Origin of the sequence: Mesorhizobium sp. Cs1299R1N1 (assembly GCF_037179655.1) — a bacterium.
Taxonomy (GTDB): Bacteria; Pseudomonadota; Alphaproteobacteria; order Rhizobiales; family Rhizobiaceae; genus Mesorhizobium; species Mesorhizobium salmacidum.
Window position 1 is genome coordinate 127246 of the sequence record NZ_JAPYKR010000007.1, and the last position, 23784, is coordinate 151029.

A 23784-nucleotide genomic window follows, 5' to 3' on the forward strand; every position below is an offset into this window, starting at 1 on the left:
AGTCCGCGCATGCTGAAGCTCGAGCATCAAACCCTCAATGACCGCGCCTATGGCGCGCTCAAGCAGGAATTGATTTCGGGTGGTTTCAGCCCCGGCCAGACGCTGGTCATCCGCAAGCTCGCCGAAACCTTTGGCATATCGACCACGCCGATCCGCGAGGCGTTGCAAAGGCTGGTCGCCGAGCGGCTTCTGGAAATGCAGAACAACCGCTCGATCATCGTGCCGTTGCTCTCCGCGCCCGCTTTCGCGGAACTGACGCGCATCCGCATCGCCGTCGAGGGGCTGGCGGGCGAGATGGCTACGTCACGGATGACCGAAAGCGGGCTGGCCGACATACAAGCCGCGCTCGCCGGCATGCAGCGGGCCGTCGAGGCGCAGGAGGCCACGACCTATCTTTCCCTGAACGAGGCCTTCCATTTCGCTATCTATGAGCATGCCGGCGCGCCCATCCTCTTGAACATGATCCGCGATCTCTGGGGTCGGGTCGGGCCCTATCTCAAGCTCCTGATGCGGGCCGATCGCTACATCCCGCAGTCCAATGACGCACACCACAGGATCGTCGTCGCGCTGGAACAGCGCAACGGTCCAGCCGTTCGGGCTTCCCTCGAGCAGGACATTGTCGCGGCAGCCGCTATCCTCTCCGAAAACCTTTGCACGACCGACTGATCGCACGGCAGGCTCGGTCGGCCTATGGCGTCTCGTCCATCCGGTCGCGCAGCATGCTCCAGCCAAGCAGCATGTTGGGTGCGTGCCGCAGCAGGGCATGGAACGGGATCGGCGCCGGCGGTGCAAAGGGCAGCGGCAAATCACGCGCGTCGGTTCCAGCGGCCCAGTCGGCCAGCACCTTGCCCATCGCCGTGGTCATGGCGATGCCGCGTCCGTTGCAGGCGCGGCCGGCGATCAAGCCCGCCCCAAGGTCCAGGAGGTGCGGCAGGAAATCCGGTTCGACCGCCGCCTTCCCCGACCAGCTGTAGGCAAGCGGCGGCAAATCGGGCAGGTCGAGATGGCTGGCAAGCCGCCGCCAGATTGTTTGCGGCACGCGCGTATCGGCGCCAGTGCCAAGAATATGCATGCCGCCGCTGATCAGCCGGTTATCGGCGTCGAAGCGAAAGGTGAAGAGATTGCGCCTGGTATCGCCGACGCCTTGCCCCCCGGGAAGCAGTCGCGTGCGAATTTCGAGCGGTAGCGGCGCGGTCGCGATCTGGAAAACCTTCAGCGGAATATAGGTTCGCCGCAACAACGGACTGAGCGACCCGCCATAGGCGTTGGTGGCGATCAAGACCTTGGCCGCGCGCACCAAGCCCGACCCTGTTTTAAGCACCCAGCCATCGGCCCCGCGATCGATCGAGGTGACCGGCGTGTGCTCGAAAATCTTCGCGCCAGTCTTCTCCGCCGCATCGGCCAGTCCGCGCGCATAGGCGACCGGATTGAGCACGCCGCCGGAACGATCCATCCAGGCACCGACATAGCCGCGCGCGCCGGTCAGCGCTTCGACCTCTTGCCGATCCAGGGTGACGGCAGGCCGGCCGCGGCGCGCCCATTGGTCCGCACGTGATTTGACCTTCTCTAGGGCGCCGGGCGAGTGCGCCGGCTGGATCCATCCGTTCTGCACGGCGTCGCAGTCGATGCCGTGCCGCCGGATCAGGCCGAAAACGAGGTCGGCACTGCCGGCGGCGAAATTGATGAGGCGTTCACCGCGCTCGGGGCCGAGATGCGCTAGGATGTTGTCCGGATCCATCCTGGCGAAGTTCGGCACGACGAAACCCGCGTTCCTGCCGGTCGCGCCCCAGGCGATGATCTCGGCTTCGAGCACAGCGACGGAGATGCCTTTTTCAGCGGCGTGCAGCGCGGTCGACAGACCGGAAAATCCACCGCCGACGATGGCCAGATCGACATCGAGCCTGCCTTGCAGCGTCGGCCGTTCCCGGCGATCGCGGTTGATCGCATGCCAGAGCGAAGTGCCATTCGCACCCTGCCGGACCGGAGCGTTCATGAACCGGAACTGCTTTTGTCCGTAGCGATCCGCTTACGCTTGCCATAGCGCGGCCGCCTCGGCCTGTCGCCGAACAATCCGTTCGGCCGGATCAGCAGGATCACACAAAGCATGACGCCGATGGCGACGATCTGCAGCGAGGCAGCGCGTGCCTGCTGCTCGGGCGGGAAGAACACGCTGGTCAGCGTGCCCGATCCCGCCCATATCCCCCAGACCAGGACACTGCCGATGACGGCGCCAAGATTGCTGCCCGAGCCGCCGACGATCAGCATCACCCAGACCTGAAAGGTGAGGATCGGCAGGTAATTGTCCGGCGCGATGAAGCCGGTGAAGTGCGCCTGCAGCGCGCCGGCCAGCGCCATGATGGCGCCGCCGACGGCAAACGCCTGGACGCGATAGAAGCGCGCGCTCTTGCCGAGTGAAATCGCCGCCCGCTCGTCCTCCCGCAGCGCCTTCAGCACGCGACCCCACGGGCTTCGCGACAGATGCTCCAAAGCGAGATAGGCAATCAGCGTCACGGCACAAACGACAGCAAGGTTCGACAGGTTGAACAGCAGCGGCGTTTCGGCCAGGCCGCCGAAGGGACGCGGGATGAAGCCGATGCCGAATGGTCCGCCGGTCAGTTTCTGCGCGTTGAGCGCGACCAGTTGCACGACAACGGCCACGCCGAAGGTGGTGATCGCCAGATAGTCGGATCTAAGACGCAGTGTGGCCATGCCGGTAAGCGCGGCGGCAATGCCGCCGACGATCATGGCGCCCGCCCAGCCGGCGAGGATGGGCAGGCCGAAGCCGCCGAGGCGCGCGGGGTCGTCCGGTGTCGTCAGCAGTGCCGAGGTGTAGGCGCCGATGGCGACAAAACCGGCGAGGCCGACATTGAACAGGCCGGTCAGGCCCCATTGCAGGTTGAGCCCCAGCGTGACCAGCGAGAAGATCAGCGCCGTGGTCAGGAAGAAGGCGCCGTAGCCGACCAGATCGATCATCTTTCCCGAACTCCGAAAAGGCCGATCGGCCGCACGAACAGCACCGCCATCAGGATGATGAAGGAGACGGCGGCGCGCCATTCGGCGCCAATCAGTTGCACCGCGCCGGCTTCGGCGAGCCCGATGATCAGGCCGCCGAGCACCGCGCCCGGGATGCTGCCGATGCCGCCGAGGATAGCGGCGGCGAACATGGGCAGCAGCATGTCGAAGCCCATGAACGGGCGGATCTGCACCAGGATGCCGATCATCACGCCAGCCACGCAGGCGAGCGCGCCGCCGATGATCCAGGTGACGCGCACCACCTTGGCGACGTCGATGCCGACGATGCGGGCCAGTGCTGCGTTCTGGCTCAAGGCCTGCATCGAGCGGCCGGTCTGCGTACGCGTCATCAACAGATGCACGCTGAGCACGAGCACGGCGGTCAGCAGCAACAGGGCGATCTGGTCGGGCGTGATGCGGATGCCGAAACCGACCGGCATGGCGATCTGGATCGCCCGGCTGAAATAGGTCGGCCGCGAGGTGAAGGTGAATTCGAGCAGGCTGCGCAGCGCCATCGAGGCGCCGAAACTCGCCATCACAACGATGATTGCCTGGCCTTGCGAGCGCAACCGCGAGAACAACACCTTGTCGAGCAGCAGCGCCAGCAAAGCGGTGAATGCCATGCCGACGACCAGCGCAACAAGGAGCGGCCAGCCGAAGGACAGCGGCCCGATCGGCGCCACCTTGCCGAATATCGCGCCGATGGCGCTGACCACGGCCAGCGTCGCATAGCTGCCCCAGGCCATGAAGTCGCCATGCGCGAAGTTCGAGAAGCGCAGGATCGAATAGGTGAGCGTGACGCCGATGGCGCCGAGGCCGATCATCGAGCCGGTCAGCAATCCGTCGACGATGAATTGCAGGCTCATGCCGCGCCTCCCTTGCCGGCTTGAGAGGGGCGCTGGCCAAGATAGAGCTCGGCCACGACAGGATCATTCCACAGTTCGGAGGCGACGCCCTCGTGCCGGTCCTTACCCTCGACCAGAACATAGGCGCGGTCGCCGATGGCAAGCGCTGCCTTGGCGTTTTGCTCGACCAAAAGAACAGTTACGCCGGATTTGCGGATGCCGGCCAGCATCTCGAATACCATCGCGACGAATTTCGGCGACAGGCCAGCCGACGGCTCGTCCAGCACCAGCACCTTGGGATGGATGATCAGCGCCCGCGCCACGGCAAGCATCTGCCGCTGTCCCCCGGACAGATTGCCGGCGGCGGTGCGCCGCTGGCGGACGAGGTCGGGGAAGGCGGCGTACATTTCCTCGATGCGGGCAGGGACTTCGCGCCGCTCGAGAATGCCGCAGGCAACCCTGAGATTGTCCTCCACCGACATCAGCGGAAAGATGTTCTCGGTCTGCGGCACGAAGGCAAGGCCAAGCCGCACCATGGTGTGGGCGGGCGCGGCGGTGATGTCCCTGCCGTCCAGCAGCACCGTGCCGCCGGTGATCGGGACAAGGCCGGCGATTGCCTTGATGAAGCTCGACTTGCCGGCGCCATTGGGGCCGAGGACGACGACGATCTCACCCTTGTCAACGGTGATGGAGGCGCCGCGCACGATCGGTACGCCGGGTTCATAACCGGCTTCGAGATCGCGGACATCAAGGACGGTCTCGCTCATGCGGTACCTCCGAGATAGGCCTCGATGACGCGCGGGTCTCGGGCGACTTCTTCCGCGGTGCCTTCGCTCAGCAACCGGCCGCTCGCCATGACCAGGACGCGATGGCAGAGCCGCGTCACCATGTCGATATTGTGCTCGATCAGCAGGAAGGTGATGCCGCGCGCGTTGATGTCGCGGATGCGGTCGATGATGACTTCGAGCAGCGTCGCGTTGACGCCGGCCGCGGGTTCGTCGAGCAGGATGATCGCCGGATCGGCCATCATCACCCGGGCGAGTTCGAGCAGCTTGCGCTGGCCGCCAGACAGCACGCGCGCCGGCTCATGCGCGAGATGGCTGAGGGTGACGAGTTCCAGCAGTTCGAGCGCCTTTGTCCGGGCAGCTCTTTCCTGCGCCGCCACCCGCCACGGCGTGATGAAGTTGGCGAGCAGCCTTTCGCCGGCCTGGCCCTGTGCCGCCAGCATGATGTTTTCGATCAGCGTCAGATTGGGCAGCGGGCGCGGGATCTGGAAGGTGCGGCCAAGGCCACGGCCGATGCGCAGGTGAGCGGCTTCGCCCGAGACGCGCGTGCCGTCGAGAAGGATATCGCCGCTGGTGGGCAGGATGCTGCCGGCAAGCAGGTCGAACATCGTCGTCTTGCCGGCGCCGTTGGGTCCGATCAGGCCAAGGATTTCGCCCGCTTTGACATCGAATGAGACATCATTGACGGCGACAAGGCCGCCGAACCGCCTGACGACGTGGCTTGCCGTCAGAACCGGCGGACGGATCTCCTTCCCCTGCCTTTCCGCTGCCTCGCTCATCAAACCCTCTGGCCGAAGACGGTCGTCGCCGTCTCCTGATTATGATTTGTGATCACACTTGCTTTGATCACGCTATTCGGCTTTAATTTCATCCGCAAGCCGAAAACCCGCCGAGAACGGAATTCCATGCAAAAGGCTGCCATCGAAAAAAACAACGAGGCGATCGCGGCCCAACTCGCGCCGGTCGGTCGCGAAACGGTGCAGGATCGCGTCTATTCCGAGCTGCGTCGGGCCTTGATCGGCGGTCTGTTCGAGCCGAGCCAGGTGCTGACGATCCGCGGTCTGGCCGATGCGCTGGTCACCTCGACCATGCCGGTGCGCGAGGCGCTTGGTCGGCTGATCACGGAAAAGGCGCTGGAGGCGCTGCCCAACCGTTCAGTGCGGGTACCGCCAATCACGCTGGAACGTCTCGACGATCTTTTGCGGGCCCGCATCCTGATCGAGGGCGAGGCGATAGCGCTGGCCGCCGCTCGCATGGGGCCGCGCCAGATAGCCACCATCGAAACCATTCTCGGCGAATGGGACGAGATGCGGGCGCTGAAACACAAGAAGGATGTCGACCGCGAAGTGACGCTTAACCAGAGCTTTCACTTCGAGATCTACCGCTCCTGCGGCTCGGCCGTGCTGATCCCGATGATCGAGAGCCTGTGGCTGCAATCAGGTCCTTGCATCCGCGTCGCCATCTACGCCTTCTCGGAGGCCGGCGAGGTCGACACCGCCCAGTATCACCGCCGCATCGTTGAGGCGCTGGCCACGCAGGACGAACGCGCGGCGCGCGAAGCGCTTGTAGCCGATATCAGCCGGCCCTTCACCTTCCTACGCAGCAAACTGCAATCCGCCGCCGCGAAAGGCCAGATATGACCTCCATCAGGATCAGCGAGCCGCGCTCGAAGCTTTCCGTCACGGCGCTGCTGTTGCCGGGGAAGGCGCCGGAAAACGCTGCCTTTCTCACGGCCTATCTCGCCACGCCACGTGTCGTCCCCGCCATTCACGCCATGTGGACGGGACCTGAGATTTCCTGCCCGGTTCCCGCCGCCGATCTCGAGGGGCGGGCCTATGCCCAACCGCTGCCGGCCGAGAACGCGACGCTGACGCCGCAGCCGGGCGACATCGTGTTGTCCTACGTTCCGCCGCGCATGTGGGGCGGCAATCCCAATGCCATCTTCGACATCGGCCTGTTCTACGGGCAGGGCGCGCGGCTTCTGTTCCCGATCGGCTGGCTGGCCGGAAGCGTGGTGGCGCAGGTATCTTCTGGGGAGCGCGATCAGTTCGCCGCCGCCTGTGGGATAATCCGGCGCAACGGCGCCTGCGATATCACCTTCAGCCTGGTGGAGACCTCAAATGGCTGACGACAGTTTCGAGCTCTTCGATCTCCGCGTCGAGGCGGTTATCCCGCAGGGCAAACCGATCTATTGCGGCGCCAAGGCCGGCGACTATTTCGAACTCAAGGGCGAGATGCTGTCGATGCCGGCGGGGCAGGGCTTCTCGATCTATTCGATCTCGGCGGTGCTGCCGCTGCTGGCGGCGAAGCAGCGCCCGACCCACCCGAATGACTGGATGACCTCGGACGCCGAGATCGCCTGTCCCGATCCCAACTGCGCCAGCCGGTTAAGGATCGTCAGGACCGGTAAGCGGCGGTTCAGCCATGCCGAAACCACGGCCGTGCCGCTGCCGAAGGAGAATGACCTGACATGACCGCCAAGGCCTTCGAGCTCAGCCCCGGCTATACCGTTTCGCGTGTCATACGAGGTGGCTGGCAACTGGCCGGCGGCCATGGCGCCATCGATCGTGGCCAAGCCGTGACCGACCTCATCGCCACCTTCGACGCCGGCATCTGGACCTATGACTGCGCCGATATCTACACCGGCGTCGAGGAGCTGATCGGCGCCGCGCGCCTGCGGCTGGCCAATGAGCGCGGCCTTGATGCAGCGGCTAGAATGAAGGTGCACACCAAACTGGTGCCCGACCTCGAACGGCTCGCTACGATCAGCCGTGACTACATCAGGGGCATCGTCGACCAGTCGCTTCGCAGGCTGAAGACCGAGCGGCTCGACCTCGTGCAGTTCCATTGGTGGGATTATGCGCAGCCGCGCTATGTCGAGGCGATGGGTTGGCTCAACGAGCTTCGGCTCGAGGGCAAGCTGCGCAATCTCGGTACCACCAATTTCGACACGCCCCGGCTTGCCGAAATCCTGGCAGCCGGCATACCGCTGGTTAGCCAGCAGCTGCAATATTCGGTGCTCGATCAGCGCCCGGCGCACAGCCTCGCCGCACTTGCACGGGAAAACGGCGTGAGCTTCCTCTGCTACGGCTCGGTGGCCGGCGGCTTCCTCAGCGACAGATGGCTCGATGTCGCCGAACCCGCCGTGCCGCTCGAAAACCGCTCGCTGGTCAAATACAAGCTGATCATCGACGATTTCGGCGGCTGGGACCTGTTCCAGCAACTGCTTCGCGCATTGAAGGCGGTCGGCGACCGCCACGCCGTCGACATTGCCACGATCGCCAGCGCCTGGGTGCTGGAGCAGCCGCAAGTGGCGGCGGTCATCGTCGGTGCCCGCAACCAGGCGCATGCGCTGGCCAACGCCAGAATCATGGATGTCGTACTCGACGCCGACGACCGTGCGCGGATTGCCGCCGTCATAGCGCGGGGCAACGGTCTTGAGGGAGACGTCTACACGCTGGAGCGCGACCGGCACGGCCGCCACGGCTCGATCATGCACTACAATCTCAACGCGGGCCGGATATGAAAACCACGAACGACAAGTTGTTTTCGCAGGCCAGCGCCGAAGTTGTCGACCTGCATCGCTTTTTCGTCGACTGGTTCGTTGCCGAACGCGCTGACCAAGTGGATTTCGGCCGCTTCGAAGCCGTCATGGGCGAAGGCCTGACCATGATCGCACCAGGCGGCCAGATCCTCGACCGCGATGCCGTGATCGACCATGTGCGCTCCAGCCGCGCCACCTGCGACAACGGCTTCGCCATCTCGATCCAGGACATCCGGCCCGGCTGGCAGGCAGCTGGTACGATCGTCGTCCTCTATGTCGAGGCGCAGCTGCGCGCGGGCAAGCACAGCCGTCGCCAGTCGAGCGCGGTCTTCACCACCAGTTCATCGGCGCCCAACGGCGTCCAATGGCGGCATCTGCATGAAACCTGGCTGCAGGTGCCGGAACACTGAGACTTTCCAGACGTCAAATCAGTTCGTGTAACTCAAGGGGAACAACAATGAGAAAGACGATACTCCAGCTCACCACCGCTCTTGCTCTCGTCACGATTGCCAGTGCCGCACAGGCCGCCGACTGCAAGATCACCGTCGGCCTCGTCATGGAACTGACCGGCCCGGCCGGCGAATACGGCCAGGCCGGCGCCAAGTCGGTCGAGATGGCCTTCCGCGACATCAACGAAGCCGGCGGGGTACGCGGCTGCGATCTCGTTACCGACACGCGCGACAGCCAGAGCCAGGGCAACATCGCGGTCGACGCCGCCACCCAGCTGGTTCAGGTCAAGAAAGTGCCTGTTATCATCGGTGGCATCATCTCCTCGGTGTCGATCCCGATCCTGACCTCGGTCACCGCGCCGGCCAAGATCGTCCAGGTCTCGCCGGCCTCATCCTCGCCGACGCTGACGACACTCGGCCGCGACGGCAAGACCAACGGCATCTTCTTCCGCACCATCACCTCGGACGCGCTGCAGGGCGTGGCCGCTGCCAAATACGCCGTCGACAAGGGTTTTAAGAAGCTGGCCATCATCCACGTCAACAACGACTTCGGCGTCAACATGGTGGCCGAATTCTCGCGTGCCTACAAAGCGCTCGGCGGCACCATCGTCTCCGACACGCCCTATAACGAGAAGCAGTCGAGCTATGCCTCGGAAGTCACCGCGGCGATGGCCGGCGAGCCGGATGGGCTTTACCTGGTCAGCACGCCCGTCGACGGCGCCACCATTGCCCGCACCTGGATCTCGCAGGGCGGCGTGCAGAAATTCCTGCTCAATGACGGCATGAACAGCCCTGATTTCATCGAGTCGGTCGGCGCCGATTATCTGAAGGACGCCTATGGCACGTCCTCTGGCACCAGCCCGACCGCCTCGACGGAGTATTTCACCAAGAACTACAAGGCGTTTTCCGGCATCGAACCGTCAAACCCCGCAGCCGACCGCTCCTACGATGCCGGTGCCATTGTCGGGCTCGCCATCGCGATAGCCGGCTCCGAGGACCCGGCCAAGATCAAGGATGCCATGTACAAGGCGGTCGACCCGGCTGGCACGCCGATCTATGCCGGCAAGGAAGAATTCGCCAAGGCGCTCGGCCTGATCAAGGATGGCAAGCCGATCCGCTATGAAGGCGTCATCGGTCCGGTCGCCTTCGACAAGTTTGGCGACATCACCGGTCCGTTCCGGCTGTGGAAAATTGCCGACGGCAAGGTGACCACCGACGGCGAAATGACCACCGACGACGTCAACGCGCTGCAGGCCAAGCTTCAGTAAGCTGCGCGGTCCTTCCGGCATCAATCTCGGCTCTCGCGATTGATGCCGGTTCGCCTAAGGCAGGCCGGTATCGCTTGCACGGCATGCAATCACGAATAGGATCGGCGGGCTGCAATTTGGGAATGGCGAGCGTGTTGGATAAGGATATTCATCGGGCCACCCGGTTGTTGGATGCTGACGATGCGCCTTGTCACGCAGGCGCCTGAGCCCGATGTCGCCTGAGACACAACAGCTTCTCTCCGCGCTTGGCGAAAGGCTGGGCGCGGGCGGCGTGCTCGCCGGCTCCGACGTCGACCAGCGCTACCGCGACGATCCCGACGGCAAGCTCGGCGCGCTTGCCGAAGCCGTGCTGCGCCCGCGCGACACCGAGGGTGTCGCGGCAGCACTCGCAGCGTGCAACGCACTAGGCCAGCCGGTCGTCATCCAGGGCGGACGCACCGGACTGGCCGGTGGCGCACGCGTCCAGCCGGGCGAGGTCGTGCTGTCACTGGAGCGCATGACCGGCCTTGCCGCGCCGGATCGTCAAACCGCCACCGTCGTTGTCGAAGCCGGCGCCACGTTGCAGGCCGTGCAGGAGGCCGCCGGTGGCGCCGGGCTGATGTTCGGCGTCGATATCGGCGCGCGCGGCTCGGCCACGGTCGGCGGCAACATCGCCACCAATGCCGGCGGCATCCGCGTGCTGCGCTACGGCATGTACCGCGCACAGGTGCTGGGACTGGAGGCCGTGCTTGCCGACGGCAGCGTGCTGACTTCATTGAAAGGCCTGCCCAAGGACAATTCCGGCTACGACCTCGGCCAGCTCTTCATCGGCGCGGAGGGGACGCTCGGCGTCGTCACCCGCGCCGCGCTCAAACTGCATCCGAAGCCTGCTTCCGAGGTGAACGCCTTCTGCGCGCTGCCTTCGCTTGACGCGGCGATCGCCTTGCTTGCGCTGCTCCGGCAAAAGCTCGGTCCGTTGTTATCAGCCTATGAGGTCAATTTCGCGCCGCTCTATGACATCATGGTCGCCAGCATGGCCATGCCGGCGCCGTTGCCTTCCGGCTCACCCGTCTATGTGCTGGCCGAAATCCAGGGCAGCGAGCCCGAACGCGACGGCGAGCGCTTCGCCGAGGTGCTGATGCAGGCGGTCGAGGACAGCGTCGTCGACGATGTGGTCGTCTCGCAGTCACCGCGCGAATTCCGCGCGCTGTGGGATGTGCGCGAGGATGCCAACCGCGTCCTGTTTTCGATGAAAGGCCTGATCGGCGTCGACATCAGCATCCCGTTGCAGCGGATGGGGGCATTCCTGCAGGAAGCGGATGCCGCCATCCATGCCGTCGATCCCGGCGCCGACATCTATGTCTTCGGCCATCTCGGCGACGGCAACCTGCACTATCAGGTCCTGACGGTGGATCCGGCGGCGGCCTACGGTATCATCTATCGCGGCGTGGCGGCGGCCGGAGGAGGCGTGTCGGCCGAGCACGGCATCGGCCTCGACAAGAAGCAGTGGCTGCATCTGGTGCGCAGCGACGCCGAGATCGCCACGATGCGGCGGCTGAAGGCCGCGCTCGATCCGAACAACATTCTCAATCCAGGACGAGTCTTCGACCTCAACCCGTTGGCTTAAACCTCAGTTCCGTTCCGCCGCCATCTGCTTGGGAATGAGAAAACGGGCGGCGAGCACGCAGAGCAGGACGGTGAACATCAGGATCAGCGCCACCAGCGCGTTGATGTCGGGCGAGAAGCCAAGCCGCATCATCGCCCACAGCCTGACCGGCAGCGTGCTTTGCGTGCCGGTGACCAGGATGGTGATCATGGTTTCGTCGAACGACAGCGCGAAGGCCAGGATGGCGCCGCCGACCATGGCGCTCGACAGGTTCGGCAGGATGATGCGCCAGAAGGTCTGCCAGCCGCTGGCGCCGAGATCGTAGGATGCTTCGACGAGCGTGCGGCTCATCGACTGCAGCCGCATCAGCACGGTGCGATAGACGATCGCCAGCACGAAGACGGTGTGGCCGATGACGACCGTCAGCAGCGAGCGCTCGAGGCCGATCTCGCGGAAGAAGATCAGCAGCGCCAGGCCGCTGATGATCGGTGGCATCAGGAATGGCAGGAAGACGATGAACTGCAGGATTGAACGTCCTGAGCGGCGGCCGTGATAGTACAGCGCCAGCAGCGTTCCACTGACCACCGACAGCACGACAGTACAGACGCCGACGATCAACGTGGTGCGCAGGGCGGCCAGGATGTCATGGTTCCCCGCCAGCGCCACATAGGTCGAAAGGGTGGGTGACGACCAGTCGACATTGCCATGTGAAATGGTGAAGAACGACGACACGATCGGCACGAAAAGCGGGCTGTAGAGCAGCACCGCGACCAGCGTCGTGATCGCGGCCAGGAAGATGGTGGACGGCCGGGGTAGCGCACTCATACCGACGTCCCCCGGCTGCGTCCGAACCGTTCGCCGATGAGAATGGCGGCGATCACCACGATCGCAAGCGCCACCGACAGCGCCGCGCCGAACGGCCAGTTATAGGCCGTGCCGAACTGGCTGTAGAGGATGCGGCCGAAGGTGAAGCCGCTGATCCCGCCGACCATCTGCGGCGTCAGGAAATCGCCGATCGCCAGCACGAAGACGAAGCTCGCCGCCGAGGCGACGCCGGGCAGGCTGAGCGGCAAGGTGATGCGCAGGAACGTCTGCAGGCCGCTCGCGCCAAGGTCGTCCGAGGCACGCAGCAAGGTCTGCGGGATCCGCTCCAGCGACAGGAAGATCGGCAGGATGGCGAACGGGATCAAAAGCAGGCTCAGCGTCAAAAGGATGGCGTTCATGTTGAACACGAAAAGCGTCGACGGTTGATCTAGGATGCCGAGCGCCACCAGCGCCTTGTTGAGGAAGCCGTTGAGGCCGAGAATGCTGCGGATTGCGTAGATCTTGATGACGTAGCTCATCAGCAGTGGCACCAGCAGCAGCATCAGCAAGGCATAGCGCCACCGTCCCTTCAGCGTCGTCAGGAAATAGGCCGCGGGATAGGCGAGCAGGATGCAGATCACCGCCACCGACACGCACAGCACGATGGTGTTCCAGAACACCGGCAGAAAGATGGGGTCGGTGAAGAACCTGACATAGTTGCCGAGCGTCGGCGCGTAGACGATCGTGCCCTGGTCGACGCTGAAGAAACTGTAGACCAGGAAGATCGCCAGCGGCACGAGGACGAAGATCACCGGCAGGGCAAACGCCAGCAGTGTGACCAACTGTGACAATCGCCGTTCCGCCGCGTGTGTCGAGCCGGCTCTGCTCATGCCAGCACCAGATGGCCTTCATGCGGCGCAAAGCAGAGCGAGACCGTCTCGCCTGACTTGAGCGCGCTGCCGTCGATCCGGCTCGGCATGCGCAACCGCAGGCGTTGCGCTGCATCGTCCGCCCCCGCCATGATCGTGGCGACTGTCGACGAGCCGGCAAAGGCCAGCTCGGCGATGCTGCCGGAAAAGCGGTTGTCGCCATCATTGGCATCCGCAAGACGCAAGGCTTCGGGACGGAACGCCGCGAAGGCGTTGGCGCCGTCGGGGGCGGCCTTCAGATGCGGCTGGTCGCTGATCGAGCAGACCAGGCGTCCGAGAGCCGTCTCGATCGGACGCTGCCCGCCCTGCACGGGACCGAGCCTTCCGGCCACCAGATTGTTCTCACCGAAGAAGCGCGCCACGAACTCGCAATTTGGCTTGTAGTAGAGCTCGTGCGGCGTGCCGAGCTGACGGATATGGCCGGCCTGCATGACGCAGATCCGATCGGCCATGCCGATCGCTTCCTCCTGGTCATGGGTGACGAACAGGAAGGTGGTCTTGATCTCGCGCTGGATGGATTTCAGGAACTCCTGCATCTGCCGGCGCAATTCGAGATCGAGTGCCGCGAGCGGCTCGTCGAGCAGGATCAGGCGCGGCTGGCAGATCAGCGCCCGGGCGAGCGCGACGCGCTGGCGCTGGCCGCCCGAAAGCTGCGCCGGGAAGCGCTCGGCAAAGCGGCCGAGCTGTACCAGTTCGAGGGCTTCTCCGACACGGCGCGCGATCTCCTTGCGCTTGAGATGGCGCACCGAAAGCCCATAGCCGACATTGCCGGAAACCGTCATGTGCGGGAACAGCGCATAGTCCTGGAACACGGTGTTGAACGGCCGCCTGTTGATCGGCATGCGGCTGATGTCCTGGCCGTCCAGCTGGATCTCGCCCGAGCTCAACGGCTCCAGCCCACCGATCAGCCGCAGGACCGTGGTCTTGCCCGAGCCTGACGGTCCGAGAACGGTGAGGAACTCACCGTCCCGGATCGACAGGTCGATGTCGTGCAGCACGGGAACCGTGCCGTAGGATTTCGAGACGGACCGCAGCGTCAAGAGGTCGGTGTTCTGGCTCATGGATCATTCTCGCATACGCTTCGGCGGTCCGGAACGTCCGGACCGCCGGGTCCTTCGAGGTCAAGTGCGGAAGGGATCAGGGCGTCGCCTTGACCTCGTTCCACATGTCCGAACGCTTGAGCGGGTCCTCGACATTGTTGAGCCAGACCAGCTTGTCATTGCCGCCGGCGCTGCTCGACTCGACCACGGTGTTGCCGAACCCGGTACGCTCGGAAAGCTCGCCGCTGACCTTTTTGGTCAGCATGAAGTCGATCCACTTCTCGGCTGCGGCATTGTCGCGGACGCCCTTGGAGATGACCCAATTGTCGAGCCAGGCAAGCGCGCCTTCGCTCGGGTTGACGTAGGCGACATGGGCGCCGATCTTCTGCAGCGCCTTGACCTGCTGCTGGCCGTAGTTCGCCCAGATCAGCGCAACGTCATTGTTCTGGTAGATCTGCTGGGCCTCGTCGGCGGTGGTGTAGAAGCTCAGCACATTGCGCTTGAGTTCGACCAGCTTGGCCTTGACCGCCGCCATCTGCTCCTCATTGAGGTTGAACGGATCCTTGTAGCCGAGCGTCAGCGCGGTGAACGAGAAATTGTGCTCGCCATTGTCATAGGCGAGGATCTTGCCCTTGTAGGCCGGATCCCACAGGACCGACATCGAGGTCGGCGCCGGCTTGACCTTGTCGGTGTCGTAGATCAGCCCGATGGAATCGAAGCAGAACGGAATGCCGTAGACCTTGCCGTCCTTGGTGTCGCCGCTGACCTGGGACAGATCGCGGAAGCGCGGCAGCACGTCCTTCTGGTTCGCCAGCTTGGTGATGTCGATCGGCGATACCAGATCGGCCTTGATGTAGCGCTGCAGCTGGGCGGTGTTGACGGCGAAGACATCGAAGTCCTGCCCTTCGCTGCCCTTGATCTTGGCCCAGATCTCGTCATCGCTGCCGATGAAGACGACATCGACGCCTATGCCGGTGGCGGCGGTGAAGTCCTTCACCCAGTCCGGGTCGGCATAGCCGTCCCAGGCCAGCACGCGCAGGTTCGCGGCCAGCGCCGCCGATGTCATCAGGCCGATGCCGAGCCCGATGGTCGCTAGTCTCAGAAACGCTTTCTTCAGTCCCATTTTTAATCTCCCATTGTCGTTCTGGTGGACCGTAATTTCCGGGGCTGTCGTCGTCACAACCGGGTGACGGCGACCAGTCCCTCGTCCGGCACCGACACCATCCGGTTGCGCAGCGGCTTGCCGAATGCCTGTGCCTGGATTTCATATTCGTCGCCGGAAGCCGTCTTGACGCCGGAGGCGTAGCTCATCACCGCGGCACCGAAGAAATAGGCGTGCAGGTCGCCCGCCCTGCGGTGCATCGGGTAGCGGAAATGGAAATGTTCGAGATTGGCGATCGAGTGCGACATGTGCGCTTCACCCGACAGGAACTCCTGTTCCCAGATGACAGTGCCGTCGCGCAGAATGCGGGAATGGCCGCGCACTTCTTCGGGCAGGTCGCCGATCAAAAGTTCCGGGCCGATCGAGCAGGAACGGAGTTTCGAGTGGGCGAGATAGAGGTAGTTCTCGGCCTCCGTCACATGGTCGGAATATTCATTACCCAGCGCATAGCCGATGCGGTAGGGGCGGCCGTCCGGCCCATTGAGGTAGAGCCCGACGATCTCGGCCTCTTCTGCGCCAGCTTTCGCGAATGCGGGCATCGGCAGGTCGGCGCCGGGCGGCACGACACAGGTGCCGACACCCTTGAAGAACCATTCGGGCTGGATTCCGATCTTGCCGGCACCGGGCTTGCCGCCCTCCAGGCCCATGCGGAAGATCTTCAGCGAGTCCGATTCCTCGGCGTCCTCGCCGTGGGTCAGCACGTGCATCTTGTCGCACGCGGCGGCACTTCCGGTGTGGGTCAGGCCGGTGCCGGTGACCAGGAACCGCGCCGGTTCCGGATGGTCGACGGGAGCGAGCACGCGACCTTCGCGCAGCAGTTCGCCATAGTCGACCGTGGCCGCACCTGTCCGCTTCTCGATCAGCGACGCGATGGACGCGCCCTCGGCGATCGCCGCTTCGGCGAGTTCCAGCACGGTGCTGGTCTTGTCGAGCGGATGCAGGCGATTGCCGTCATCGGAGACGCGGCCGACCCGCCTGCCGCCATCGATCGTTGTGTACTGAACCAGACGCATGAAATACCCTTCTTCCCTTGAGGCTGTACCGGTCAAACCCAGCCCGCATCGACGATGAACTGCTGGCTCGTGCACATGCGGCTGTCGTCGGCGGCAAGGAACAGCGCCATGCGCGCGATATCGGAAGGCTGCAGCCGGTCGGGCAGGCACTGCCGCTCCGCGATCTGGCGTTCGCCGGCCGGGTTCAGCCACAGCCGCATCTGGCGCTCGGTCATGACCCAGCCAGGCACCATGCAATTGACGCGGATGCGCTCGGGGCCGAGTTCGCGGGCCAGCGCCCGCGTCATACCATAGACAGCGGCTTTCGCGGTGACATAGGCCGGACAATCGGGATCGCCGACCATCCAGGTGATGGAGCCGAAATTGATGATCGAGCCGCCGCCATGCGCGCTCATCTGCGGACGCACCGCCTGGGCCGCGAAGAACTGATGGCGCAGATTGACCGCCATGCGGTCATCCCAATAGGCCACAGTCACATCCTTGGTCTGATGGCGGTCGTCATTGCCGGCATTGTTGCACAGCGCCTGGATCGGCCCGTTGTGCCGCGCCGCCTGCGCGGTGGCGGCCTGCAGCTCTTCGACATTGCGCAGGTCGCAGGGAATGAACAGTGGGGCGGGATGTCCTTCGGTCGCGATCGCATCGACCAGGCGTCGTGAAAGCTCCTGCGCCAGGTCGACGAAGGCGACGCGGCTGCCTTGGGCGCAGAAATGGCGCACCAGGCTCTCGCCGATGCCGCTGCCGCCCCCGGTTATGAACACGCTGCGGCCCTTGAGGCTGGGGTAGGTCGCGTAGCTGCCGATCTGATCCGTCATCACGCGCCTCTCTAATGGGAATGCCGGGGGATGCCGGCGTCGCGCCGACCGACGAGAAAGTCGAAGTCGCAGCCCTTGTCGGCCTGCAGCACGCGCTCGACATAGAGGCTCTGGTAGCCCCCCTGCGGCGGGACCGGGGGCTTCCAGTCGCGGCGGCGGATCGCCAGTTCCTCATCCGAGACCAGCAGCTCCAACCGGCGGCCGGCAACATCGAGCTCGATGAGATCGCCGTCGCGCACCAGCGCCAGCGTGCCGCCTGCCGCAGCCTCGGGCGCCACATGCAGCACCACCGTGCCGTAAGCCGTGCCGCTCATGCGCGCGTCCGAAATGCGCACCATGTCGGAGACGCCTTCCCTGAGCAGCTTGGCCGGCAGCGGCATGTTGCCGACCTCGGCCATCCCGGGATAACCGCGCGGTCCGCAATTCTTCAGCACCATCACCGAAGACGCATCGATATCCAGCTGCGGATCGTCGATGCGGGCGTAGTAATGCTCGATGTTCTCGAAGACGACGGCCTTGCCGCGATGCTGCATCAGCTCGGGCGTTGCCGCCGACGGCTTGATGACCGCCCCATTGGGCGCCAGATTGCCGCGCAGGATCGAGATGCCTCCCTCCTTGGTCAGCGGCTCGCTCAGCGGCCGGATGACTTCACGGTTGTAGTTTGGCGCGCCATCGATCAGTTCACCGATGGTCTTGGCGCTGACGGTCATGGCGTCGCGATGAAGAAGCCCCACTTCATCAAGCGACGCCATGACCGCGGCTAGCCCCCCGGCATAGTAGAAATCTTCCATCAGGAACCGGCCCGACGGCATCAGGTCGACGATGGTCGGAACGTCGCGGCCAAGGCGGTCCCAGTCATCGAGGCCGAGATCGACACCGACCCGGTTGGCGATGGCGATCAGATGCAGCACCGCATTGGTCGAGCCGCCGATCGCGCCGTTGACGCGGATGGCGTTTTCGAAGGCTTGCCTGGTGAGGATCTGCGAAATCGTCACGTCCCGGCGGACGAGGTCGACGATCTGCCGTCCGGCCAGTTGGGCGAGCACGCCACGGCGCGAATCAACCGCCGGGATCGCGGCATTGTCCGGCATGCCGATGCCGAGCGCCTCCACCATGCTGGCCATCGTCGAGGCCGTGCCCATCGTCATGCAGCTGCCCGCCGACCGGCTCTGGCCCTGCTCGGCCGCGAGGAAGTCGGAGATCGGCATGCGGCCGGCCTTGACTTCCTCGGCGAATTTCCAGACATGCGTCCCCGAGCCGATATCCTGTCCGCGGAACTTGCCGTTGAGCATCGGCCCACCAGAGACGGCGATGGTCGGCAGATTGCACGAGGCAGCCCCCATCAGCAGCGCCGGCGTGGTCTTGTCGCAGCCGACCAGCAGGATGACGCCGTCAATCGGATTGCCACGGATGGATTCCTCGACATCCATGCTGGCCAGGTTGCGGAACAGCATGGCGGTGGGGCGCATGTTGCTTTCGCCCAGCGACATCACCGGGAATTCCAGCGGCAGGCCGCCGGCTTCATAGACACCACGCTTGACGTGATCGGCCAGCGCCCGCAGGTGGGCATTGCACGGGGTCAGTTCCGACCAGGTGTTGCAGATGCCGATCACCGGGCGGCCGTCGAAAGCATCTGCCGGGATGCCCTGGTTCTTCATCCAGCTGCGATGCATGAAGGCGTTCTTGCCTTCACCGCCGAACCAGGCTTCGGACCGCAGTTTGCGCTTGGTCTCGGTCACGATTGCAGGCCCCGATCGTTGCGGCGCTTGTTGCGGTTCTCGACGCTGCGACGCACGTCATCCTCGGCATTGTCGATGAGCACCAGCAGCGCCTTTTGCGCGCCCGCGGCGTCGCCGGCGGCGATCTTCTCGGCCACTTCCCGGTGCAGCGGCAAGGAGTGGCGCTGGCCCTCAGGATTGTCGTTGGAGAGGCGAAAGCTCATTACCAATGCGGTCTCGACCAGCGCCGCCAGCGAGCCGATCAGCTCGTTGCCGGTCATGCGCAGAATGGTCTGGTGGAACAGAAGGTCAGGCTTGGCGAAGCGGTCGCCGTCGTCGCTGACTGCTTCCATTTCGGTGAGCGCGGCATGGATCTCGGCGACCTGCACCGGCGTGGCGCGCTGGGCGGCAAGGGCCGCCGACATCGGCTCGATGGCCCGGCGTAGTTCGAACAATGCCCGGACATCGTCGGCGCTGACACCGCCAGCATAGCGCCATGACAGGACGTCGGGATCGAGGAAATTCCAGTCCGCGCGCGGACGCACCCGTGTGCCGGTCTTCGGCCGTGATTCCACCAGCCCCTTGCCGGCCAGCACCTTGATCGCCTCGCGCAGCACCGTGCGGCTGACCCCCAGCATCTCGCTGGAATCATCGGCATTCGGCAGGGCTTCGCCGGGCAGGAAATCGCCTTGCACGATGCGCAAGCCGATCTGCTCGACCACCGTCGCGTGCAGCGCGGTGGAACCGCTGGAAACCGCCACGGCAACCCGTGACGTGCGCGCAGTGCTGAATGATTTTCTATTCTTCATACTATTCATATGATATGTCTTATAGCCATGGCGGTTGGAGTCAAGGGATTGGGGAGTGCCGATGACAAAGAAATCCGCAGCCGTTGCCGAGCAACGCACGGAGCTGGTCTCGATCACTGACGGCATCGCGACGGTCGAAATTGCTTCGGCAGCCGGCGGAGCGCTGGCGTCGTATCGGTGGTGGCAAAATGGTTCAGCCGTGGATTGGCTACGCCCGGCCGATCCAGCGGCGATCAGCCGTCGCGATGCCGGCGCCATGGCTTGCTTTCCGCTTGTGCCCTATTCCAACCGGATCAGGGGTGGCCGCTTCGAATTCGCCGGGCGCCCCATTCGACTCCCGACGGGTCCGGACGATCCACATCATGAGCACGGCCATGGCTGGCGTCACCCGTGGACGGTCTTGAGCCATGAAGCGAGCATGATCGTCCTGCGCTATCGCCACGCCGCCGATTCCTGGCCATGGAGCTATGAAGCCGAGCAGAAGATCTCTCTGGCAGGCGGCAGGCTTTGCATGACCATTGCGGTGCGCAACCTGTCGGACGCGCCGATGCCGGTCGGCTTCGGCCTCCATCCCTACTTTCCGGCGACACCGTGGACGCATGTCCAGGCCCGGGTAGCAGGCATGTGGGAAACCGATACGGAGGTCCTGCCCATCCGGCATGTCCCGCCGCCTGCAGGCGCCGATCCATCCATCGGCTTTGACGTATCGGAAGTGGACTTCGACACTGTCTTCACCGGGTGGGCGCGCCACGCCCGGATTTCCTGGCCCGAACGTGGACGGCAGCTGGATATCGAGGCGGAGGCGCCGCTCGATTTCCTCGTCCTCTACACCCCGCCCGGCGAGCCGTTCTTTTGCGCCGAGCCGGTCAGCAACATCACCGATGCCTTCAACCGGATGGACCACGAGGATGTCAGCACCGGCTGCATCGTGCTGGCGCCCGGCCAAAGGCGATCCGCCAGCGTTCGCTTCATGCCGTCATTGGCGGTTTGATCTTCCTTGTCAGCCGCAAGACGACGCCGGAGCCCTTGACGCCGCCAATGGCATCTGTGCTTCATCTCCGACCGCCGCTCGCGATCCCGTTGGCGACCTCGCCGGCTGAAATGATCACACCGCATTGCTCTGCCGCATGAAGGCGCGACCGAATGGTTCCGAGACCGTCTCGATCTCGGTGGCCGGCGCGGTCATGCCGTTGGTGCAAAATATCATTTTGCCGAACCAGATGCCTTGTGCAATGTGGAAATGGAGGATCGAAATCGTGCCATTCGTCACCCTTGGCGGGATCACGCTGCATCACCGGTATGTCGAGGCGAACGGCAGGACGCCACCGCTGGTCTTCATCAATTCGCTGGGCACCGACTTCCGCATCTGGGACGAGGTCGTTGCGCTTCTGGCCGGCGAGATGCCTCTGCTCGTCTATGACAAGCGTGGTCACGGGCTTTCCGACAATGGCACCGGCGTACGCTCGATTGACGACCATGCCGACGATCTGAGCGCCCTCATCGACCATTTCGGTTTCAACGGGGTTGTCCTGGTCGGCCTGTCGGTTGGCGGCATGGTCGCGCAACGCCTCTGCGCCCGCCGCCCCGAGATCGTCCACGCCCTGGTCCTCAGCGATACGGCCCACAAGATCGGCACTGCCGAGAGCTGGAACAGCCGCATTGCGACCATCGAGCGCGACGGCATCGAGGCGATCGCCGATGGCGTGATGAAAGTGTGGTTCACGCCGGATTTCCATGCCGGGCGCGCAGCCGATCTTGCCGGCTGCCGCAACATGCTGATCAGACAGGCACTGCCCGGCTACATCGGAACCTGCATGGCGGTCCGCGATGCCGACTTCACCGACGCGGCGCGCCGCATCGCCGTGCCGACGCTCTGCATCGTCGGCGACCAGGATGGCTCGACGCCTCCCGATCTCGTCCGTTCGCTGGCCGCTCTGATCCCCGGCGCGCGTTTCGAGATCATCCGCGACGCCGGACATATTCCTTGCGTCGAACAACCTGAAGCGCTCACCGCCTTGATCCGCGACTTTGTCGCCTCGCTTCCCGAGGGAAAGCCCGCTCAAGGATGATGTCTCCAAAAACCCCCATCGATAGCGCGAGCATTCGATCATCACGTTGGCGGAAAACTATATCGGCCTGCCCTGTTAGGGCCCGTTCTATCCCGATGGATCGGGGATGGGGAATGATCTTATCCGAAAACCGGTATTCACTTTTCGGGATCATGCTTTAGCTATCCCTTGATGGCCGAGCCGACGATGGAATCGACGAAGAAGCGCTGCAGGAAGACGAACAGGATGAGCGGCGGCAGCACGGCCAGCGTCGCGCCGGCCATCACCAGTCCGGTGTTGACAGCGCCCCGGTTGTAGCTCAACAGCCGGCTCAGGCTGATGACGATCGGATAGGCGTCGGCATTGCCCTGCAGCACCGTCAGCGGCCACAGATAGCTGTTCCAGTGATAGACGAAGGCGAAGAGTGCCAGTGCCGCGATCGCCGGCGCCACGCTCGGCGCCACGATCTTGAACAGGATCAGCAGCTCCGAGGCGCCGTCCATGCGCGCGGCGTCGATCAGATCGTCGGGCACGCCTGCAATGAACTGGCGCATCAGGAAGATGCCGAAGGCGTTGGCGAGGTTGGGCACGATGATGCCGGCGAGGCTGGCATTGAGGCCGATCGAGCCGACGAGGCGGTAGAGCGGGATCAGCGTCACGATCGGCGGCAGGAACATTGTGGCGATCAGCACCGAAAACAAAAGCGAGCGGCCAGGGAAGTGGTATTTGGCGAAGGCGTAGCCGGCCATCATGCTGGTGACCAGGATGCCGGCCGTGGTGATCAAGGCGATGACCATTGAGTTCCACATCGAGCGGCCGACATTGACCACGCCGGAAACCTTTTCATAGGCATCGAGGCTCGGCTTATGCGGGATCCAGACCGGCGGCACCTGCATGCTTTCGGCCGGGGTTTTCAGGCTGGACAGCACCATCCACACCAGCGGGAAGGCGGATGCGACGGCGACGAGCAGCATCAGCGTCGCCAGCAGCGCCTTGCGGCCGGAGGGGCGTCTTCGCGCAAACCGGCTCGACGATCCCGCGCTCATTCCTGGTCCTTCCGGTTGGCGAGTGCGAAGAGTGCGCAGACGACGACGATCAGCGACAGCATCAGCATGACAGCCATGGCCGAGCCCAGTCCGCCCTGCGCGCGTTCAATGCCGACGCGGCGGATGTGATAGGTCAAGACATTGGTCGAGCCGACTGGCCCGCCCTGCGTGATCAGGGCCACAGGCTCGAACACCTGCACAGCGTTGATGATGGCGATGACGGCGCTGAACAGAAGCGTGCGCCGCATCAGCGGCAAGGTGATGAAGCGGAATTGTTCGAAGCGGTTGGCGCCGTCGAGCTTCGCCGCCTCATAGAGGCTGCCTGGGATCTGCGTCAGGCCGGCGATCGCCAGCACGGTGAAATAGCCGACCTGCTGCCAGACGTTGAGGAAGACGATCGAGATCAGCGCCGAGCGCGGCGACGACAAGAAGGGCTGCGGTCCGACACCGACCAGGCCAAGCATCTGGTTGAGCGGTCCTTCGCTCGGCGAATAGAGCTTCGACCAGACCAGCGCCACCGCGATCATCGGCACCATATAGGTGGAGAACAGCACGGTCCGCAGCGCCGTGCCGCCGGCGACATCGTGCTGGTAGACCATCAGGCCGAAGGTCACAGAGAGCGGCAGGATCAGGACGACGGACAGTGCGGTATAGATCGCGGTGTTGGTCAGCGCGCCCTTGAAGTCGCGTCCGACCGAGGTCGGCCCGAAGATCTCGCGGAAATTGTCGAGGCCGATGAAGCTCGCGCTGGAAAATGGCGTCTGCGTCGACCAGTCCTGGAAGGACAGCCAGACGGTGAGCAGCATCGGCAACAGGATGAAGATGCCGATCAGCGTCACGGCGGGCGTAAGCATGATGCCCGCCGAGGCACGATACCTCTGGATCATTATGGTCTGATCATTACTTGGCTCTGAT

Annotated in this window: 25 protein-coding genes; 10 read left to right on the forward strand and 15 right to left on the reverse strand. The window is 64.3% G+C overall.

Annotation, left to right across the window (positions count from 1 at the left end):
* Positions 1 to 9: 9 nt before the first annotated feature.
* Positions 10 to 666 (forward strand): GntR family transcriptional regulator, encoded by a 657-nt coding sequence (locus tag O7A70_RS16880; protein WP_337141370.1) that lies wholly within the window; start codon positions 10 to 12, stop codon positions 664 to 666.
* Positions 667 to 688: 22 nt separating this feature from the next.
* On the opposite strand, the gene O7A70_RS16885 is transcribed toward O7A70_RS16880, so the two are convergent.
* Genes O7A70_RS16885 through O7A70_RS16905 form a run of 5 tightly spaced genes read right to left on the reverse strand, consistent with a single transcriptional unit; the run spans position 689 to position 5421 of the window.
* A complete protein-coding gene (locus O7A70_RS16885) occupies positions 689 to 1993 on the reverse strand; it encodes an NAD(P)/FAD-dependent oxidoreductase (protein ID WP_337141371.1) in 1305 nt (434 codons plus the stop codon).
* A complete protein-coding gene (locus tag O7A70_RS16890; RefSeq protein WP_337141372.1) occupies positions 1990 to 2973 on the reverse strand; it encodes a branched-chain amino acid ABC transporter permease in 984 nt (327 codons plus the stop codon). Before O7A70_RS16890 ends, O7A70_RS16885 begins: the two co-directional genes overlap by 4 nt.
* A complete protein-coding gene (locus O7A70_RS16895) occupies positions 2970 to 3878 on the reverse strand; it encodes a branched-chain amino acid ABC transporter permease (protein WP_337141373.1) in 909 nt (302 codons plus the stop codon). Before O7A70_RS16895 ends, O7A70_RS16890 begins: the two co-directional genes overlap by 4 nt.
* The gene (locus tag O7A70_RS16900; protein ID WP_337141374.1) at positions 3875 to 4624 is read right to left on the reverse strand and encodes an ABC transporter ATP-binding protein; all 750 of its coding nucleotides are present in this window, start codon (positions 4622 to 4624) and stop codon (positions 3875 to 3877) included. The genes O7A70_RS16895 and O7A70_RS16900 overlap by 4 nt, the downstream gene beginning before the upstream one ends.
* Positions 4621 to 5421 carry an ABC transporter ATP-binding protein gene (locus O7A70_RS16905; protein ID WP_337141375.1) on the reverse strand — a complete coding sequence of 267 codons (801 nt, stop codon included), beginning with the start codon at positions 5419 to 5421 and terminating at the stop codon, positions 4621 to 4623. The genes O7A70_RS16900 and O7A70_RS16905 overlap by 4 nt, the downstream gene beginning before the upstream one ends.
* Before the next feature lie 126 nt (positions 5422 to 5547).
* Here O7A70_RS16905 and O7A70_RS16910 point away from each other — a divergent pair, with 126 nt between their 5' ends.
* From O7A70_RS16910 to O7A70_RS16940, 7 genes are all read left to right on the forward strand, one after another.
* Positions 5548 to 6282: a GntR family transcriptional regulator gene (locus tag O7A70_RS16910; RefSeq protein ID WP_337141376.1), complete on the forward strand. Its 735-nt coding sequence runs from the start codon at positions 5548 to 5550 to the stop codon at positions 6280 to 6282.
* Positions 6279 to 6770, forward strand: a complete 492-nt coding sequence (locus O7A70_RS16915) for a DUF3830 family protein (protein ID WP_337106657.1) — start codon at positions 6279 to 6281, stop codon at positions 6768 to 6770. Before O7A70_RS16910 ends, O7A70_RS16915 begins: the two co-directional genes overlap by 4 nt.
* The gene (locus O7A70_RS16920; protein WP_337141377.1) at positions 6763 to 7116 is read left to right on the forward strand and encodes a TIGR04076 family protein; all 354 of its coding nucleotides are present in this window, start codon (positions 6763 to 6765) and stop codon (positions 7114 to 7116) included. Before O7A70_RS16915 ends, O7A70_RS16920 begins: the two co-directional genes overlap by 8 nt.
* The gene (locus O7A70_RS16925) at positions 7113 to 8168 is read left to right on the forward strand and encodes an aldo/keto reductase (protein ID WP_337141378.1); all 1056 of its coding nucleotides are present in this window, start codon (positions 7113 to 7115) and stop codon (positions 8166 to 8168) included. The genes O7A70_RS16920 and O7A70_RS16925 overlap by 4 nt, the downstream gene beginning before the upstream one ends.
* Complete coding sequence (locus tag O7A70_RS16930) at positions 8165 to 8596, forward strand: hypothetical protein (RefSeq protein ID WP_337141379.1); 432 nt, start codon at positions 8165 to 8167, stop codon at positions 8594 to 8596. The genes O7A70_RS16925 and O7A70_RS16930 overlap by 4 nt, the downstream gene beginning before the upstream one ends.
* Positions 8597 to 8643: 47 nt before the next feature.
* Positions 8644 to 9903, forward strand: coding sequence for an ABC transporter substrate-binding protein (locus O7A70_RS16935; RefSeq protein WP_337141380.1), 1260 nt, complete (start codon positions 8644 to 8646; stop codon positions 9901 to 9903).
* 211 nt (positions 9904 to 10114) lie between these two features.
* Complete coding sequence (locus O7A70_RS16940; RefSeq protein ID WP_337141381.1) at positions 10115 to 11509, forward strand: FAD-binding oxidoreductase; 1395 nt, start codon at positions 10115 to 10117, stop codon at positions 11507 to 11509.
* A 3-nt stretch (positions 11510 to 11512) separates the two neighbouring features.
* Here O7A70_RS16940 and O7A70_RS16945 read toward each other — a convergent pair whose 3' ends face one another.
* From O7A70_RS16945 to O7A70_RS16980, 8 genes are all read right to left on the reverse strand, one after another.
* Positions 11513 to 12313, reverse strand: a complete 801-nt coding sequence (locus tag O7A70_RS16945; RefSeq protein WP_337141382.1) for an ABC transporter permease — start codon at positions 12311 to 12313, stop codon at positions 11513 to 11515.
* The gene (locus O7A70_RS16950) at positions 12310 to 13143 is read right to left on the reverse strand and encodes an ABC transporter permease (RefSeq protein ID WP_337141383.1); all 834 of its coding nucleotides are present in this window, start codon (positions 13141 to 13143) and stop codon (positions 12310 to 12312) included. The genes O7A70_RS16945 and O7A70_RS16950 overlap by 4 nt, the downstream gene beginning before the upstream one ends.
* A gap of 35 nt (positions 13144 to 13178) precedes the next feature.
* On the reverse strand, positions 13179 to 14282 hold the full coding sequence (locus O7A70_RS16955; RefSeq protein ID WP_337141384.1) for an ABC transporter ATP-binding protein: 1104 nt from the start codon (positions 14280 to 14282) through the stop codon (positions 13179 to 13181).
* A 76-nt stretch (positions 14283 to 14358) separates the two neighbouring features.
* A complete protein-coding gene (locus O7A70_RS16960) occupies positions 14359 to 15384 on the reverse strand; it encodes an ABC transporter substrate-binding protein (RefSeq protein ID WP_337141385.1) in 1026 nt (341 codons plus the stop codon).
* Positions 15385 to 15437: 53 nt separating this feature from the next.
* The gene (gene araD1, locus O7A70_RS16965; RefSeq protein WP_337141386.1) at positions 15438 to 16436 is read right to left on the reverse strand and encodes an AraD1 family protein; all 999 of its coding nucleotides are present in this window, start codon (positions 16434 to 16436) and stop codon (positions 15438 to 15440) included.
* Between the two features lie 32 nt (positions 16437 to 16468).
* Entirely contained in the window at positions 16469 to 17248 is a 780-nt protein-coding gene (locus O7A70_RS16970; protein WP_337141387.1) for an SDR family NAD(P)-dependent oxidoreductase, read from the reverse strand.
* Positions 17249 to 17259: 11 nt separating this feature from the next.
* Positions 17260 to 18987, reverse strand: coding sequence for an IlvD/Edd family dehydratase (locus O7A70_RS16975; protein ID WP_337141388.1), 1728 nt, complete (start codon positions 18985 to 18987; stop codon positions 17260 to 17262).
* Positions 18984 to 19784 (reverse strand): FadR/GntR family transcriptional regulator, encoded by an 801-nt coding sequence (locus tag O7A70_RS16980; RefSeq protein WP_245262246.1) that lies wholly within the window; start codon positions 19782 to 19784, stop codon positions 18984 to 18986. Before O7A70_RS16980 ends, O7A70_RS16975 begins: the two co-directional genes overlap by 4 nt.
* Before the next feature lie 52 nt (positions 19785 to 19836).
* Here O7A70_RS16980 and O7A70_RS16985 point away from each other — a divergent pair, with 52 nt between their 5' ends.
* Both O7A70_RS16985 and pcaD read left to right on the forward strand, forming a co-directional pair.
* Positions 19837 to 20766, forward strand: a complete 930-nt coding sequence (locus O7A70_RS16985; RefSeq protein WP_337141389.1) for an aldose 1-epimerase — start codon at positions 19837 to 19839, stop codon at positions 20764 to 20766.
* 265 nt (positions 20767 to 21031) lie between these two features.
* Positions 21032 to 21844 carry a 3-oxoadipate enol-lactonase gene (gene pcaD / locus O7A70_RS16990; protein WP_337141390.1) on the forward strand — a complete coding sequence of 271 codons (813 nt, stop codon included), beginning with the start codon at positions 21032 to 21034 and terminating at the stop codon, positions 21842 to 21844.
* A 161-nt stretch (positions 21845 to 22005) separates the two neighbouring features.
* Here pcaD and O7A70_RS16995 read toward each other — a convergent pair whose 3' ends face one another.
* Complete coding sequence (locus tag O7A70_RS16995) at positions 22006 to 22869, reverse strand: carbohydrate ABC transporter permease (protein WP_337141392.1); 864 nt, start codon at positions 22867 to 22869, stop codon at positions 22006 to 22008.
* On the reverse strand, positions 22866 to 23756 hold the full coding sequence (locus O7A70_RS17000; RefSeq protein ID WP_337106639.1) for a carbohydrate ABC transporter permease: 891 nt from the start codon (positions 23754 to 23756) through the stop codon (positions 22866 to 22868). The genes O7A70_RS16995 and O7A70_RS17000 overlap by 4 nt, the downstream gene beginning before the upstream one ends.
* Between the last annotated feature and the right edge of the window lie 28 nt (positions 23757 to 23784).